The following is a 14,933-nucleotide window of genomic DNA, read 5'->3' as shown; positions in this document are numbered from 1 at the left end:
GCAATCTTGAATAATTGCATGATTGAGAATTACTTGCAGAAGCTAATGACTCCCGTATCTGTTGGCCATCCGCGCATCCTGGCGATTGAAGATGATCTTGTGCTCGGCGCTTATGTGCACGAGCAATTGGGCCGTTCCGGTTTCGAGGTGACCTGGTGCCAGAATGGCTGGGAAGGCCTGGAGATGGCGCGCGAGCGTTCATTTGACGTGGTGTTGATGGATATTCTGCTGCCCGGCATGGACGGCTTGTCGGTGCTGACCCATCTGCGCCAGAGCCACTCGACACCCGTGGTGCTGATGTCGGCCCTGGGCGCCGAGGCCGATCGCATCAGTGGCTTTCGCCTGGGGGCTGACGACTACCTGCCCAAGCCGTTCAGCATGGCCGAGTTGCGGGTGCGCATCGAAGCCATCCTGCGACGCGTGGCCCTCGACCGGCGTCCGGTGGCTATTCCTTTGAACCGCGACAGTCACAGCCTGCGTTTCGACGATGAACTGTGCGATGTGTATTTTGGCCAGCAATGGGCCGGGTTTACCCGCAGCGAGTACCGGCTGCTGGAGACCTTGAACCGCAGCGCCGATGAAGTCCTCAGCAAAGCCTTCCTTTATCAGCATGTCCTGCAGCGCGGTTATGCCCCCCATGACCGCAGCCTGGACATGCATGTCAGCCAGATCCGCCGCAAGCTCAAGGCCATCGGCTACGCCGAGCGCGAGGTGCGCACGGTCTGGGGCAAGGGCTATGTACTGAGTGCCGTCGATGAGGTGGTCTGACGTGCCGGGTCGGCACTCACTGTTCTGGAAATTGGCGTTGTTGTTGGTTGCCTTCTGCCTGCTGATGATCTGGCTCAGTTGGTCCTGGGGCCGCTACATGGAACAGAAGAACCTGTTCCTCTCCCATGAGGCGCGCAGCACCTTGCTGGAGTACGCCGCCCAGGCCGAACAGGCCTGGGCCCAGGGGCAGAACGAAGGGGTCGATGCCTGGCTGCAGGACATGGGCACGCGTGAATCGACCTGGATCGGGGTCATAGGCGAGGACTTGCAGTCACTGAGCAGCAAGCCCCTGAGCACCCGGGAAAACCAGCGCCTGACCTTTCTGCGCGGCCTTGATTGGCCGGTGAGCCTGCACACCCGTGGCTTGCCCTGGTTGCGGATTCCCTTTCCCAGCGACCCGGATGCCGGCAGCCTGGTGATCGAGTTGCCGCAGCGTTTCATGCCCGGGCAGTACCGGTTGCTGTGGCGGGTGCTGACCAATGGCGTGATCCCCGGTTTGTTCACCCTGTTGCTGTGCGTCGGTCTGTACCGGTTGCTGGTGGTGCCCCTGAACCAGTTGCGGGAACAGGCCAACGCCTGGAACGCCGATCAATTGAATGCACGCGTCTCCAGCCAGACCACCAGCCGCCAGGATGAATTGGGCGAACTGGGCCGGGCCTTCGATCAAATGTCCGAGCGCCTGCAAGGCACCGTGTCCCTCCAGCAACAACTGCTGCGCGACCTTTCCCATGAACTGCGCACGCCGCTGAGTCGCCTGCGCGTGGCGTGCGACAGCGAACACAGCCTGGCCGCTCTGCGCGAACGTTTGTCTCGGGAAGTCGACGGCATGCAGCGCTTGGTGGAAGACAGCCTGCAACTGGCCTGGCTCGACACCGAGCGCGCGCCCCTGGCGGCGGAGGAAATCCAGGTGCAGGCGCTGTGGGAAATGCTCACGGAAAATGCCTGCTTTGAAAGTGGCTGGTCGGCGCAGCAGTTGCAATGCGAACTGACGGCGGCGTGCTGGGTGCGCGGCAACCTCAATACCCTGGCCCAGGCCCTGGAAAATGTCCTGCGCAATGCCATCCGCCATTCGCCGTTCGGTGCGGTGGTCAGCCTTGATGGCTGCCGCGAGGGGGAATACTGGCACCTGTGGCTGGAAGATCAGGGAGGAGGGGTGGACGAAGCGGACCTGGAGCGGATTTTCGCGCCCTTTACCCGCCTCGACGGTTCGCGGCCTGGCAACGGTGGCTTCGGCCTGGGCCTGAGCATCGCGCGCAATGCGGTGCAGCGCCAGGGCGGCCAGATCTGGGCGGAAAACACCGAGCGCGGCTTGCGCCTGCACATGCGCCTGCTGGCTGCCAGCGTATAAGCCCTAAGGTCGCGATGGGTCTGAGTGGGGCTTATGCCTTTAAGCCATAAGCCCCGCACTTTGCGTGATATGGCCTGCGCACGTTTGCCGGTATGATAGGCGCCCCCGCAGTCTGGATTGCGAATACGTCATGACCTTGCAGTACCCAACCATCGCCGATTGCGTCGGCAACACCCCGCTGGTGCGCCTGCAGCGCCTGCCCGGAGCCACCAGCAACACCCTGCTGCTCAAGCTTGAGGGTAATAACCCGGCCGGCTCGGTCAAGGACCGTCCGGCGCTGTCGATGATCACTCGCGCCGAGTTGCGTGGGCAGATCCACTCGGGCGACACCCTGATCGAGGCGACCTCCGGCAACACCGGGATTGCCCTGGCCATGGCAGCGGCGATCAAGGGTTACAAAATGATCCTGATCATGCCCGACAACTCCAGTGCCGAGCGCAAGGCCGCGATGACAGCCTACGGTGCCGAGTTGATCCTGGTCAGCCAGGAAGAGGGCATGGAAGGCGCGCGCGATCTCGCTGAGCGGATGCAGGCCGAAGGCCGTGGCAAGGTGCTCGACCAGTTCGCCAACGGCGACAACCCCGAGGCGCATTACACCGGCACCGGCCCGGAAATCTGGCGTCAGACCGAGGGCGGGATCACCCACTTCATCAGCTCCATGGGGACCACCGGTACCATCATGGGCACCTCGCGCTACCTGAAAGAACAGAACCCCAATGTGCAGATCATCGGCCTGCAGCCGATGGAAGGCTCGGCCATCCCCGGCATTCGCCGCTGGCCCGAGGAATACCTGCCGAAGATCTACCAGGCCAGCCGCGTCGACCGCATCGTCGACATGGCCCAGAGCGAAGCCGAAGACGTAACCCGGCGCCTGGCCCGTGAAGAGGGCATTTTCTGTGGCGTCTCTTCAGGCGGTGCGGTGGCGGCGATGCTGCGCCTGTCCCGGGAAGTGGAAAACGCGGTGATGGTCGCGATCATTTGTGACCGTGGCGATCGTTACCTGTCGACCGGCATCTTCGATGCGCCCAACTGATGGCCAAGCACGAGAGAGGCCTGCGCTTCCAGCCCACGGGCGGTAGCCGGGCCCCACAGATACCGACCGGTAAAAAGCAGCGCCTGAGCATCGAGCGCCTGGCCAATGACGGCCGGGGGATTGCCTTTCTCGACGGACGCACCTGGTTTGTCACCGGGGCGCTGGCGGGGGAGGAGGTCGAGGCGCGGGTGCTGGGTGCTCACGGCAAGGTCGTAGAAGCGCGCACCGAGCGTGTGTTCCAGGCCAGCGAGCTGCGTCGGCCGATGCCGTGCGCCCATGCCGGCCGCTGCGGCGGTTGCAGTGTCCAGCATCTGCCCCACGACGAACAACTGGCCCTGAAACAGCGCATGCTCGCCGAACAATTGTCGCGGGTTGCCGGCGTGCAGCCCGATGAATGGGCGGCGCCGCTGAGCGGTCCCGAGTTTGGCTATCGGCGTCGCGCGCGGATCGCCGTGCGCTGGGATGCCAAGGCGAAAAAACTTGAAGTGGGTTTCCGTGCCGCCGGCAGCCAGGACATCGTTGCCATCAGCGAGTGCCCAGTGCTGGTACAGCCCTTGCAACCGATCATGAGCCGCTTGCCGGCCATGTTGCAGCGCTTGAGCAAGCCTCAGGCCCTGGGGCACGTGGAGCTGTTCAGCGGCTCGGCGATTGCCGTGCTGCTGCGGCACATGGCGCCGTTGTCCGAGGCTGACCTGAGCATTCTCAAGGAATTCTGCACCTTCCATGATGCCCAGTTGTGGCTGCATGGCGAAGGCGATCCACAGCCCCTGGAGCCGAATCAGGCACTGGGCTTTCGCCTGGAATCCTGGAATTTGCACCTGGCGTATCGACCAGGGGACTTCGTCCAGGTCAATGCCGGCGTCAACGAAGCGATGGTGGCCCAGGCTCTGGAGTGGCTGGCACCGAAGGCTGATGAGCGGGTCCTAGACCTGTTCTGCGGCCTGGGCAATTTTGCCTTGCCCCTGGCGCAGCAGGTTCGCCAGGTGGTGGCGGTTGAAGGCGTGGCGAGCATGGTGGCTCGCGCGGCTGAAAACGCAGCCAGCAACAATTTGCATAACACGCAGTTTTTTCAGGCCGATTTATCGCAGCCTCTGGGTGCTGTCGAGTGGGCGGAAGAGGGCTTTTCTGCGGTACTCTTGGACCCACCCCGTGACGGTGCTTTCGAGGTAGTCCGCAAGCTTGCGAGCCTCGGCGCCCAACGGTTGGTCTATGTGTCATGCAACCCTGCAACTTTGGCGCGTGACACGGTCGAATTGGTCAAACAGGGCTATCGGTTAAAACGTGCCGGGATCCTCGATATGTTTCCTCAGACGGCGCATGTCGAAGCCATGGCGTTATTTGAAGCGAGCTAGGATGGCTCGTCTAATCCGACTGGCCGCCAGGCACCGCTCGCTGGCCCTGCGAGCAGGCCCTGGCACCTAAGGTCAGCGATTTGACGCATTGAATGTGCGTCGTAGGGAAGGTAAAGCAAGATGGTACAGGTGAGAGCGCACCAGCCGATCAACACCGACGGCAGTATCAATCTCGAGGCATGGCTCGATCATGCGGTCAGCGTCGATCTGGCACTTGACCGTGAAGCCTTGAAAGAAGCCTGCGAGTACGCTCGCGAGGCCGAGCAACAACACAATGCGGCGAAGAACCTGTGGGCCGAAGGCACCTCGAGTTTTCGCACCGGCCTTGAGATCGCCGAGATCCTCGCCGACCTCAAGCTGGACCAGGATTCGCTGGTGGCGGCGATACTTTATCGTGGCGTCCGCGAAGGCCAGATCCAGTTGCCTGCGGTCAGTCAGCGCTTCGGCACGGTCGTGGCCAAGCTGATTGACGGCGTGCTGCGCATGGCGGCGATCAGCGCCAGCCTGAGCCCGCGCCAGTCCCTGGTGCTAGGCACCCAGGCGCAGGTCGAGAACCTGCGCAAGATGCTGGTGGCCATGGTCGACGACGTGCGCGTGGCCCTGATCAAGCTGGCCGAACGCACCTGTGCGATTCGTGCGGTAAAAACCGCCGACGATGAAAAACGCAACCGGGTTGCCCGCGAAGTCTTCGATATCTACGCCCCCCTGGCTCACCGACTCGGTATCGGCCATATCAAGTGGGAGCTCGAAGACCTGTCGTTCCGTTACCTGGAGCCCGAGCAATACAAGCAGATCGCGACCCTGCTCCACGAGCGGCGCCTGGATCGCGAGCGGTTTATCTCTGACGTGATGAATCAGTTGCAGATTGAATTGCAGGCCACCGGCGTCGATGCCGACATCAGCGGCCGGGCCAAGCACATCTATTCGATCTGGCGGAAAATGCAGCGCAAGGGTCTGGAGTTCAGCCAGATCTACGACGTGCGTGCGGTGCGGGTGCTGGTCCCGGAAATGCGCGACTGCTACACCGCGCTGGGGATCGTCCACACCCTGTGGCGGCACATTCCCAAAGAGTTCGACGACTACATCGCCAACCCCAAGGAAAACGGCTACCGCTCCCTGCACACCGCAGTGATCGGGCCCGAGGGCAAGGTGCTGGAAGTGCAGATCCGCACCCACTCGATGCATGAGGAGGCGGAACTGGGCGTCTGCGCACACTGGCGCTACAAGGGCACTGACGTCAAATCCGGCTCGAACCATTACGAAGAGAAGATTTCCTGGCTGCGCCAGGTGCTCGAATGGCATGAAGAATTGGGTGATATCGGCGGCCTGGCCGAGCAGCTGCGGGTCGATATCGAGCCGGACCGGGTGTACATCTTCACCCCGGACGGTCACGCCATCGACCTGCCCAAAGGTGCGACGCCGCTGGACTTCGCCTACCGGGTACACACCGAAATCGGCCATAACTGCCGCGGTGCGAAGATCAACGGGCGTATCGTTCCGCTCAACTACAGCCTGCAGACCGGCGAGCAGGTGGAGATCATCACCAGCAAGCACGGTACGCCGAGTCGCGACTGGCTGAACCCGAACCTGGGCTACGTGACCACGTCCCGGGCACGGGCGAAGATCGTGCACTGGTTCAAGTTGCAGGCTCGCGATCAGAACGTCGCCGCCGGCAAGACCTTGCTCGAGCGTGAGCTCAATCGCCTCGACCTGCCCCAGGTGGATTTCGACAAGCTGGCCGAAAAGGCCAACATGAAAATCGCCGAGGACATGTTTGCTGCTCTCGGGGCTGGCGACCTGCGCCTGGCGCAACTGGTCAACCTGGCCCAGCAACTGGTGGAGCCGGAACGCGGCAACGAGCAACTGGAGCTGATTCCACGCAAGGCCACTGGCTACAAGCCGGGCAAGCGCGGCGATATCCAGATCCAGGGCGTGGGCAACCTGATGACCCAGATGGCCGGCTGCTGCCAGCCGCTGCCCGGGGATGCGATCGTCGGTTACATCACCCAGGGCCGGGGGGTGAGCATTCACCGCCAGGATTGCGCCTCGGTGCTGCAACTGTCCGGGCGCGAGCCGGAGCGGATCATCCAGGTCAGTTGGGGCCCGGTACCGGTGTTGACCTACCCGGTCGACATCATCATCCGCGCCTACGACCGCTCCGGGTTGCTGCGCGATGTTTCCCAGGTGCTGCTCAACGAGCGGATCAACGTGCTGGCGGTCAACACCCGCTCGAACAAAGAGGACAACACGGCGTTGATGTCCCTGACCATCGAGATCCCGGGGTTGGACGCGCTGGGGCGGTTGCTGGGGCGGATTTCCCAGCTGCCGAACATCATCGAAACCCGCCGCAACCGGACCCCATGACCTGTCGTCGCCGCCGGTTTCGACCGGCGGCGGCCATGGCCTGTGTGAAATGGATGAATTGATGTACAGCCTTGAAGATTTGTTGCACCTGATGGCCCGGCTGCGTGACCCGCAATACGGTTGCCCCTGGGATATCAAGCAGACCTACGCCAGCATCGTCCCGCATACCCTCGAAGAAGCCTATGAAGTGGCCGACGCCATCGAGCGCGGCGACTTCGATCATTTGCAGGGTGAATTGGGCGACCTGCTGTTCCAGGTGGTGTATTACAGCCAGCTGGCGCGGGAGGAGGGTCGCTTTGAATTCGACGGCGTGGTCGACAGCATCACCCGCAAGTTGATCCGGCGTCATCCCCACGTATTCCCTACCGGTGACCTGTACGCACCGCTGGACACGCCACGGCTCGATGAAGAGCAGGTCAAGCGCCGCTGGGAAGAGATCAAGGCCCAGGAGCGCGCCGAGCAGTCGGCGGCCCCGTTGCAGTTGTCCCTGCTCGATGATGTACCGGCAGTCCTGCCGGCGTTGTCGCGCTCCGCCAAGTTGCAAAAACGCGCAGCCCAGGTCGGGTTCGATTGGCCGGACGCGCTGCCGGTGGTGGACAAGGTCCGTGAAGAGCTCGATGAGGTGCTCGAAGCCATGGTCGACAACGACCCGGCGGCGATCACCGATGAAATCGGCGATCTGCTGTTTGCTGCGGTCAACCTGGCCCGGCATCTGAAGGTCGACCCCGAAACCGCCTTGCGCGGTGCCAATGCCAAGTTCGAGCGACGCTTCCGATTTATCGAGCAGGCATTGCGCGAGACCCACCGTCCCATGGAAGATTGCACCCTCGAAGAGTTGGACGCCTTGTGGGGCGAAGCCAAACGTCAGGAAAAGAATTCGCCCAGCTGTGGCTGAGGCTGTTGCCTAAGTGAGTAAGCACCATGAGCCTTTCCCTTCGCGACCAGTTGCTCAAAGCAGGGCTGGTCAACCAAAAGCAGGCCAAACAGGTCGGCAAAGACAAGCAGAAGCAGCAACGCCTGGCCCATAAAGGCCAGATTGAACTGGACGATTCGCAGCAACGTGCGGCTCAGGAAGCGATGGCCGAAAAGGTCAAGCGTGACCAGGAGCTGAACCGTCAGCAGCAGGAGAAGGCCGAGCAGAAGGCCCGTGCGGCTCAGGTCAAGCAGTTGATCGAGGTGTCACGCCTGCCCAAGCTGACCACCGAGGACTACTACAACTTCGTCGACGACAAGAAGGTCAAGCGCTTGTCGGTGAACGCGCTGATGCGCAACAAGTTGAGCAGTGGTTCGTTGGCCATCGTGCACCACGGCGGCGGCTACGAGGTGATCCCTCGTGAGGCGGCGCTGAAGATCCAGGAACGCGATCCGCAGCGCATCGTCCAGCTCAATACGCCGACCGAGGCGCCGGATGAGGATGATCCGTACGCCGCCTACCAGATCCCTGACGATCTGATGTGGTAAGGCCGCAGTAAACGACAAACCCCGCTTATGGCGGGGTTTGTGGTTTTTCAAGTCGGTCAGGAGGCCTGAGTCGTTCGGCCCTGCTCTTGCTTTTCAAGTTCAGCTTTATAGCTGTGGGCGTCGGTTTCGGAATGAAACATCCCCACCAGCATGTCTTGTTGATGCACGTCCCAGATCCGTATACCTGCGGCTACGCCTTCATGGGACATATGTGAATCGTCGCGTTCAGTTACTTTTACAGTCATCTGCTAGCTCCAATCTCTGTTGATCTGCAGCAAGGCGTGTGCAGGCCTTCGTTATATATTTTGTTAGCTTGCTAAGTAAATGCTCTTGAGCTGCAACAGATATTTGCAGAATCGGCAAAAGTCCTGCAGGCCGCGGAAACCGTGACATTTCGCCGCAGGCCGCTGAGTTTTATGACAAAAGTTTCATCTTCGCCGGCTTGCGGGTTAGGCCTGTCGAAGGCGGATCTTCGGAAAGGCAGGCGAAAAAAAGCCCCGCATGAGCGAGGCTTTTTATCGGGTGAAGTCGGATCAGCTGCCTTTGACAGCCTTGCCGTTGACGGTGCCGTTGAGGAGCATGATGTTGTACTCCTTGCCGTCGGTTTCAACCTGCTGCAGGCGGACCAGCAGGTAGTCCCAGTCCTTGGCGAACCACATCACCGTGGTGCGCTTGCTTTGCGTCGGATCACGCACGCGCTCGACCTTGATCGCTTCGATCTGGCCGGCCTTGGTATCGACCTTCTCGGCACCCAGGACACGGAAGTCATAGGTGTCGACTTCGCCACCGTCGACGACCTGGTAGCTCATGCTCTTCTTGCCGGCGGCTACATCGTGCTGCAGGGCCAGTTGATAGGTGGACTTGTCGACCATGCCGCGATTGAGCGACAGCTTCACCGGATCGCCACGGTCGGTGCCGGTGACCATCTTGGCGGTCCAGTCGAAGTCCAGGTCAGCTTTTTTGGCTTTGCCCAGGCCGCCACGTTCGAAGTGGTAGGACTGAGGCAGCAAGGTGTCCTTGTCCAGAGTCAGGGTGCTTTCTTCGGTGAGGCTGGCAATCATCATGGAGGCCTTGAAGCTCAGCTTCCAGGCGCCATTGCTGGTTTTTTCAAGGCTGCGTTCAGCGGTACCGCTCATTGGAAGCTGTTTCCAGTCGGCGGTATAGCTGGCGGAGAAAGGTTGAAGGTCCGCCGCCTGCACAACGGGCAGGGCGAGCAGAGCGCAAGCGAAGAGCAGGGCACGACGCATAAAATCTCCTAGGTTCGAATCAAATAGCCGCTGGCGGCAAGTAGCTGACCATCCAGTAAAGCACCCTGTTCGCCGAGCGTCAGCCGACCTTCGGCAAACCAGCGCACGGCCAGCGGGTAGATATGGTGTTCCTGGGCATGTACTCGCTGCGCCAGGCTGTGCGGCGAGTCGTCCAACTCTACCGGGATCACTGCCTGTACGACCAGAGGTCCGCCATCGAGTTCCTCGGTGACAAAGTGCACGCTGCAGCCGTGCTCAGTGTCTGCGGCCTCCAGCGCGCGCTGGTGAGTATGTAACCCTTTGTATTTGGGTAGCAGCGAGGGATGGATATTGAGCAGGCGGCCCTGGTAGTGACGCACGAAGTCCGCGCTGAGAATGCGCATGAAGCCGGCCAGTACCACCAGTTTGGGGTGGAAGGCGTCGATCAGTTCGATCAGCGCGGCATCGAAGGCTTCGCGGCCTTCGAAGGCCTTGTGATCCAGGGCGCGGGTCGCGATCCCCGCATCCTTGGCGCGTTGCAGGCCGTAGGCGTCGGCGCGGTTGGAGATCACCGCAGCGATGCGCACCGGGCTGTCGCCGGTGCGCGTGCTGTCGATCAGGGCCTGCAAGTTACTGCCGGTGCCGGAGAGCAGCACCACGACATCACAGGTTGCAGGCATCAGTGCGCCTTAAGGTTCTTCAGTTCAACCTGAGCCGCGCCTTCAGGGGCGGTGGCGATCTGGCCGATGACCCAAGGCTGCTCGCCGGCTTCACGCAGTACGTTCAGCGCGGTTTCAACGTGCTCTTGAGCCACGCAGATGACCATGCCCACGCCGCAGTTCAGCACGCGGTGCATTTCGGTTTCATTGACGTTGCCTTTCTCTTGCAGCCAGTCGAATACCGCAGGACGCTGCCAGCTGGCCACGTCGACAATCGCCTGGGCGCCTTTTGGCAGGACGCGCGGAATGTTGTCCAGCAGGCCGCCGCCAGTGATGTGGGCCATGGCCTTGACTGCGCCGGTGTCCTTGATCAGCTTGAGCAGCGGTTTGACGTAGATGCGGGTCGGAGCCATCAGCAGGTCGGTCAGCGGTTTGCCGTCGAGCTGGATGTTTTCGATGTCGGCACCCGACACTTCGATGATCTTGCGGATCAGCGAGTAGCCGTTGGAGTGCGGGCCGGACGATGGCAGGGCCAGCAGGGCGTCGCCGGCAGCGACTTTCGAGCCGTCGATGATTTCGGATTTTTCCACGACGCCGACGCAGAAGCCGGCCAGGTCGTAGTCTTCGCCTTCGTACATGCCAGGCATTTCAGCGGTTTCGCCGCCGACCAGGGAGCAGCCGGACAGTTCGCAGCCAGCGCCGATACCGGTGACCACTTGGGTGGCGGTTTCAACGTTGAGCTTGCCGGTGGCGTAGTAGTCGAGGAAAAACAGCGGCTCGGCGCCACAGACCACCAGGTCGTTGACGCACATGGCTACCAGGTCGATGCCGATGCTGTCGTGCTTGTTCAGGTTCAGCGCCAGGCGCAATTTGGTGCCCACGCCGTCGGTGCCGGAGACCAGCACAGGCTGTTTGTAGCCGGCCGGGATTTCGCAGAGGGCGCCGAAACCGCCCAGGCCGCCCATGACTTCCGGGCGCGCAGTGCGCTTGGCGACGCTCTTGATGCGTTCGACCAATGCTTCACCGGCGTCGATGTCTACACCGGCGTCCTTGTAGCTCAGGGAGGGTTGCTTGCTCATGATCCAGGCCTTTAGGGGGGATTCAGGGGTATCGACCGAGTCCAGTGAGACCGCCAAGACACTGCGAGCGGGTTTGCCGTCGGAGTATTTCAGGGTGCCCAGCTATAGCCGGTCTGCGAAGGCGCGCGATTTTATCAGGCTTGAGAGGCAGCGGCCATCCTCGGGCCGACGGGCAGGGGTATATCGCGTTAAAAAAACCATTACGGCGCATGTTGGTGGCCGTGTACATGGCTGTATAAGGTATAGCCTCTAAGCGGCTATCGTTATGGCAGTACGAAAACTTACCCGGGACCTGTGAATGTTTTGCCGGAGTCAGTGGTCACAGCCTTGCGCGATCTGCTTCACAGGTTCTGTTTCAACCGTTTTTTGTCGTCGGGAATCTTCCATGCGTCTGTGTAAATTTCTTTTTGTGGGCTGTTTGTCGTTGGTCAGCCTGGCGAGTCATGCCGAAACCCTCAATGGCCTTTATCAAGTTCGCGAACCGGTCAGCAGCCAAACTCCGGAAGAGCGTGAGCAGGCCACCCAGCGTGCGCTGGAGACCCTGGTATTGCGCTTGACCGGCGACGCCAAGGCGGCCCAGGGCCCCGGGCTGGCGGCAGTGCGCAAGGACCCGCAGCAGATCATCAGCCAATACGGTTATGACGCCGGGCCGCCGGAGAGCCTGCAGGTCGATTTCGACCCGGTGAGTACTGATCGCGCGCTGCGCCAGGCGGGTTTGTCGTTGTGGGGCACTAATCGCCCCTCCATCCTTGGCTGGTGGTTGAGCGACTCGGTCGAGGGCTCGAGCCTGGTGGGGGATGGCCAGGCCAGCGCCTTGCCGCTGCGGCGCGCGGCGCAGCATCGCGGTTTGCCACTGCGTCTGCCGCTGGGTGACCTGGAAGAGCAATTGGTGGCCACTGCTCCGAACCTGGAGGGGGCGGACCCGGCGCCGTTACGCGCGGCATCCGAACGTTATGGGGCCGATGCCTTGCTGGCCGTGCATGCCCGGGAAGAGGGCGGTCAGTGGCAGGCCAAATGGCGCCTGTGGCTGGGGGATCAAAAAGAGCAGGGCAGCGTCCAGGGGGCCGATACCGCGGCGCTGGCCGATGCCGTGTTGCTGGCGGTCAGCCAGCGCCTGGCGCCGCGTTTTGTCAGCAAGCCGGGAACGGCCAGCGAGCAGTTGCTCGAAGTGCAGGGCATGAACCTGGAACGCTACGCGGCGCTGGAGCATTTGTTGGAGCCTTTTGGTGCGCAGTTGCAGAGCGTCGAGGGTGATCGCGTGGTCTACCGGGTCAATGGCAGCCCGGAGCAGGTGCGGGCGCAGTTGTCCCTGGCCAAGCTGGCGGAGGTAGCGCCTGGCGAGGCCCCGGCGCCGGCTCAGCCGGCGGTCGAAGGCGCTGTGGCGGCACCGACTCCGCAGTTGCGCTTTCGTTGGTAAGCAGTTCTTTCCTTATATAGAAGATGGAGTGGTTCATGGCCGATTCGCGTCGTTGGGTCTGGTTGGGCGGGTTGGCCCTGTTGTGTGCGTTTGTGTACCTGTTGCATCCGATCCTGACGCCGTTCCTAGTGGCCCTGCTGCTGGCGTATCTGTTCGACCCGCTGGTGGATCGCCTGGAAAAACATGGCCTTTCGCGCACCTGGGGCGTGGTGGCGGTGTTCGCGCTGTTTACGCTGATCGTCATGGCGCTGTTGCTGATCCTGGTGCCGATGCTGGCCAAGCAACTGTTCCGCCTGTACGAGCTGGCGCCGCAGATGCTCGATTGGTTGCAGCACACGGCCATGCCGTGGGTGCAGTCCAAGCTCGGGCTGGCCGATGGCTTCTGGAAGTTCGACAAGGTCAAGGCCGCGATCAGCGAGCATATGGGGCAGACCACCGACATTGTCAGCGTGGTACTGAGCCAGGCGACTGCGTCGAGCCTGGCGCTGATCGGCTGGCTGGCCAACCTGGTCCTGATCCCGGTTGTCAGCTTCTATCTGTTGCGTGACTGGGACCTGATGATGGCCAAGATCCGCAGCCTGCTGCCCCGCGATCGCGAAGAGCGCGTGGTGGCCCTGGCCGGCGAGTGCCATGAGGTGCTGGGGGCGTTTGTCCGCGGACAGTTGTTGGTGATGCTGGCGCTGGGGGTGATCTACGCTGCCGGCTTGATGCTAGTAGGGCTGGAGCTGGGGCTGTTGATCGGCCTGATCGCCGGCCTGGCGGCCATCGTGCCTTATATGGGGTTCGTCATCGGTATTGGTGCGGCGTTGATTGCCGGGTTGTTCCAGTTCGGCGGCGACCTGTATCCCATGATCGGCATCGTCGCGGTGTTTATGGTCGGCCAGGCGCTTGAGGGCATGGTCCTGACGCCGCTGCTGGTGGGTGATCGCATTGGCCTGCATCCGGTGGCGGTAATCTTCGCGATCCTGGCGGGCGGCGAACTGTTCGGCTTTACCGGGGTGCTGCTGGCCTTGCCGGTGGCGGCGGTGATTATGGTGCTGGTGCGCCATATGCACGACTTGTACAAGGACTCTGACATCTACAGTGGTGTCGAAGACCCGGATTTGTAGCCGCTCATGGGACAGCGCCAGAGCGGCCCCGGCAGGATCGGGGTCGCCCTGGCGCTTCTTCTGGCTGTCACATTTGCCGTCAAAGCCGCGCCCCTGATTCCCTCCGGTTAACGCAAACCTTTGATTTTGCTTGTGGTCTGCTGCATTGTGCGGCCGGCGTCACGGGTATAAACTTTGCAAACTTTACACAGAGGCCACTAACGGTTCATTTCGAACTGTTCAGTCAGCATGAAACCGATTCAGCTGCCCCTAGGTGTGCGTCTGCGTGATGACGCCACCTTCATCAATTACTACCCAGGCGCCAATGCCGCTGCACTCGGCTATGTCGAGCGGCTTTGCGAAGCCGACGCCGGCTGGACCGAAAGTCTGATCTACCTGTGGGGCAAGGATGGGGTAGGGCGTACCCATCTGCTGCAGGCGGCCTGCCTGCGTTTCGAGCAAATGGGTGAGCCGGCGGTCTACCTGCCATTGGCGGAGCTGCTCGATCGCGGTATCGAAATCCTCGACAACCTTGAGCAATACGAACTGGTGTGCCTGGATGACCTGCAGGCGGTCGCAGGCAAGGCGGATTGGGAAGAGGCGCTGTTCCACCTGTTCAATCGCTTGCGTGACAGTGGCCGGCGGTTGCTGATCGCGGCCTCGACCTCGCCTCGGGAATTGCCGGTCAAGCTGGCGGACTTGAAGTCGCGCCTGACCCTGGCGCTGATTTTTCAGATGCGGCCCTTGTCCGATGAGGACAAATTGCGTGCCTTGCAGTTGCGCGCTTCCCGTCGCGGACTGCACCTGACCGACGAAGTCGGGCATTTTATTTTGACCCGCGGCACCCGCAGCATGAGCGCGTTGTTCGAGCTGCTTGAGCGTCTCGATCAGGCCTCTTTGCAGGCCCAGCGCAAGCTCACAATCCCCTTCCTCAAAGAAACCCTGGGCTGGTAAAACTGCGGCCTGCAGCGGGTTTTGGCATATTCCAGGCGCCAAAAAAATCGCTTCCTGAAACGCATCAGGACGCGCGCAGCTTTTAAATTGGGCTTAAGGCCTTAGATGTAAAGGAGAAACCCATAAGTCACATTTGGATCGATTGAATTTGCAAATGAGGACGATAGAGGGCATAGTCTCGGCT

At 61.6% G+C, this 14,933-nt stretch carries 14 protein-coding genes; 10 read left to right on the top strand and 4 right to left on the bottom strand.

The window, feature by feature from the left end:
- Nucleotides 1-45: 45 nt before the first annotated feature.
- From MF4836_RS14220 to MF4836_RS14190, 7 genes are all read left to right on the top strand, one after another.
- Entirely contained in the window at nt 46-768 is a 723-nt protein-coding gene (locus tag MF4836_RS14220; RefSeq protein ID WP_078470942.1) for a response regulator transcription factor, read from the top strand.
- On the top strand, nt 755-2,116 hold the full coding sequence (locus MF4836_RS14215; RefSeq protein ID WP_078470812.1) for a HAMP domain-containing sensor histidine kinase: 1,362 nt from the start codon (nt 755-757) through the stop codon (nt 2,114-2,116). The genes MF4836_RS14220 and MF4836_RS14215 overlap by 14 nt, the downstream gene beginning before the upstream one ends.
- 130 nt (nt 2,117-2,246) lie before the next feature.
- Nucleotides 2,247-3,149, top strand: a complete 903-nt coding sequence (gene cysM / locus MF4836_RS14210) for a cysteine synthase CysM (RefSeq protein WP_078470811.1) — start codon at nt 2,247-2,249, stop codon at nt 3,147-3,149.
- On the top strand, nt 3,149-4,501 hold the full coding sequence (gene rlmD, locus MF4836_RS14205) for a 23S rRNA (uracil(1939)-C(5))-methyltransferase RlmD (RefSeq protein WP_078470810.1): 1,353 nt from the start codon (nt 3,149-3,151) through the stop codon (nt 4,499-4,501). The genes cysM and rlmD overlap by 1 nt, the downstream gene beginning before the upstream one ends.
- A gap of 120 nt (nt 4,502-4,621) precedes the next feature.
- Nucleotides 4,622-6,865, top strand: coding sequence for a GTP diphosphokinase (gene relA, locus MF4836_RS14200; RefSeq protein WP_078470809.1), 2,244 nt, complete (start codon nt 4,622-4,624; stop codon nt 6,863-6,865).
- Between the two features lie 61 nt (nt 6,866-6,926).
- The gene (gene mazG / locus MF4836_RS14195) at nt 6,927-7,760 is read left to right on the top strand and encodes a nucleoside triphosphate pyrophosphohydrolase (RefSeq protein ID WP_078470808.1); all 834 of its coding nucleotides are present in this window, start codon (nt 6,927-6,929) and stop codon (nt 7,758-7,760) included.
- Between the two features lie 26 nt (nt 7,761-7,786).
- Nucleotides 7,787-8,326, top strand: coding sequence for a DUF2058 domain-containing protein (locus MF4836_RS14190; protein WP_020295617.1), 540 nt, complete (start codon nt 7,787-7,789; stop codon nt 8,324-8,326).
- Nucleotides 8,327-8,382: 56 nt separating this feature from the next.
- On the opposite strand, the gene MF4836_RS14185 is transcribed toward MF4836_RS14190, so the two are convergent.
- The 4 genes from MF4836_RS14185 to purM form a co-directional block, all read right to left on the bottom strand.
- On the bottom strand, nt 8,383-8,571 hold the full coding sequence (locus MF4836_RS14185) for a hypothetical protein (protein ID WP_020295616.1): 189 nt from the start codon (nt 8,569-8,571) through the stop codon (nt 8,383-8,385).
- Nucleotides 8,572-8,859: 288 nt separating this feature from the next.
- The gene (locus MF4836_RS14180; RefSeq protein ID WP_020295615.1) at nt 8,860-9,573 is read right to left on the bottom strand and encodes a DUF3108 domain-containing protein; all 714 of its coding nucleotides are present in this window, start codon (nt 9,571-9,573) and stop codon (nt 8,860-8,862) included.
- Nucleotides 9,574-9,581: 8 nt separating this feature from the next.
- A complete protein-coding gene (gene purN / locus MF4836_RS14175) occupies nt 9,582-10,232 on the bottom strand; it encodes a phosphoribosylglycinamide formyltransferase (protein ID WP_078470807.1) in 651 nt (216 codons plus the stop codon).
- Nucleotides 10,232-11,290 (bottom strand): phosphoribosylformylglycinamidine cyclo-ligase, encoded by a 1,059-nt coding sequence (purM, locus tag MF4836_RS14170; protein WP_020295613.1) that lies wholly within the window; start codon nt 11,288-11,290, stop codon nt 10,232-10,234. The genes purN and purM overlap by 1 nt, the downstream gene beginning before the upstream one ends.
- A gap of 385 nt (nt 11,291-11,675) precedes the next feature.
- On the opposite strand from purM, the gene MF4836_RS14165 reads away from it, so the two are divergent.
- The 3 genes from MF4836_RS14165 to hda all read left to right on the top strand — a co-directional run bounded on the left by MF4836_RS14165 (nt 11,676) and on the right by hda (nt 14,749).
- Nucleotides 11,676-12,707, top strand: a complete 1,032-nt coding sequence (locus MF4836_RS14165; RefSeq protein ID WP_178102942.1) for a DUF2066 domain-containing protein — start codon at nt 11,676-11,678, stop codon at nt 12,705-12,707.
- 35 nt (nt 12,708-12,742) lie between these two features.
- Nucleotides 12,743-13,816: an AI-2E family transporter gene (locus MF4836_RS14160; protein WP_078470805.1), complete on the top strand. Its 1,074-nt coding sequence runs from the start codon at nt 12,743-12,745 to the stop codon at nt 13,814-13,816.
- 228 nt (nt 13,817-14,044) lie between these two features.
- Nucleotides 14,045-14,749 carry a DnaA regulatory inactivator Hda gene (gene hda, locus MF4836_RS14155; protein WP_078470804.1) on the top strand — a complete coding sequence of 235 codons (705 nt, stop codon included), beginning with the start codon at nt 14,045-14,047 and terminating at the stop codon, nt 14,747-14,749.
- Nucleotides 14,750-14,933: the final 184 nt, after the last annotated feature.

It is taken from the genome of Pseudomonas sp. MF4836, assembly GCF_002018875.1.
GTDB lineage: Bacteria > Pseudomonadota > Gammaproteobacteria > Pseudomonadales > Pseudomonadaceae > Aquipseudomonas.
The sequence above is the reverse complement of the archived record's forward strand: the minus strand, read 5'-3'. Positions and strand labels throughout refer to the sequence as shown.

Excerpts from the sequence above, each read along its gene's own strand:
- MF4836_RS14220 (WP_078470942.1), top strand. The coding sequence starts at position 46 with ATGACTCCCGTATCTGTTGGCCATCCGCGCATCCTGGCGATTGAAGAT.
- MF4836_RS14215 (WP_078470812.1), top strand. The coding sequence starts at position 755 with ATGAGGTGGTCTGACGTGCCGGGTCGGCACTCACTGTTCTGGAAATTG.
- cysM (WP_078470811.1), top strand. The coding sequence starts at position 2,247 with ATGACCTTGCAGTACCCAACCATCGCCGATTGCGTCGGCAACACCCCG.
- rlmD (WP_078470810.1), top strand. The coding sequence starts at position 3,149 with ATGGCCAAGCACGAGAGAGGCCTGCGCTTCCAGCCCACGGGCGGTAGC.
- relA (WP_078470809.1), top strand. The coding sequence starts at position 4,622 with ATGGTACAGGTGAGAGCGCACCAGCCGATCAACACCGACGGCAGTATC.
- mazG (WP_078470808.1), top strand. The coding sequence starts at position 6,927 with ATGTACAGCCTTGAAGATTTGTTGCACCTGATGGCCCGGCTGCGTGAC.
- MF4836_RS14190 (WP_020295617.1), top strand. The coding sequence starts at position 7,787 with ATGAGCCTTTCCCTTCGCGACCAGTTGCTCAAAGCAGGGCTGGTCAAC.
- MF4836_RS14185 (WP_020295616.1), bottom strand. The coding sequence starts at position 8,571 with ATGACTGTAAAAGTAACTGAACGCGACGATTCACATATGTCCCATGAA.
- MF4836_RS14180 (WP_020295615.1), bottom strand. The coding sequence starts at position 9,573 with ATGCGTCGTGCCCTGCTCTTCGCTTGCGCTCTGCTCGCCCTGCCCGTT.
- purN (WP_078470807.1), bottom strand. The coding sequence starts at position 10,232 with ATGCCTGCAACCTGTGATGTCGTGGTGCTGCTCTCCGGCACCGGCAGT.
- purM (WP_020295613.1), bottom strand. The coding sequence starts at position 11,290 with ATGAGCAAGCAACCCTCCCTGAGCTACAAGGACGCCGGTGTAGACATC.
- MF4836_RS14165 (WP_178102942.1), top strand. The coding sequence starts at position 11,676 with ATGCGTCTGTGTAAATTTCTTTTTGTGGGCTGTTTGTCGTTGGTCAGC.
- MF4836_RS14160 (WP_078470805.1), top strand. The coding sequence starts at position 12,743 with ATGGCCGATTCGCGTCGTTGGGTCTGGTTGGGCGGGTTGGCCCTGTTG.
- hda (WP_078470804.1), top strand. The coding sequence starts at position 14,045 with ATGAAACCGATTCAGCTGCCCCTAGGTGTGCGTCTGCGTGATGACGCC.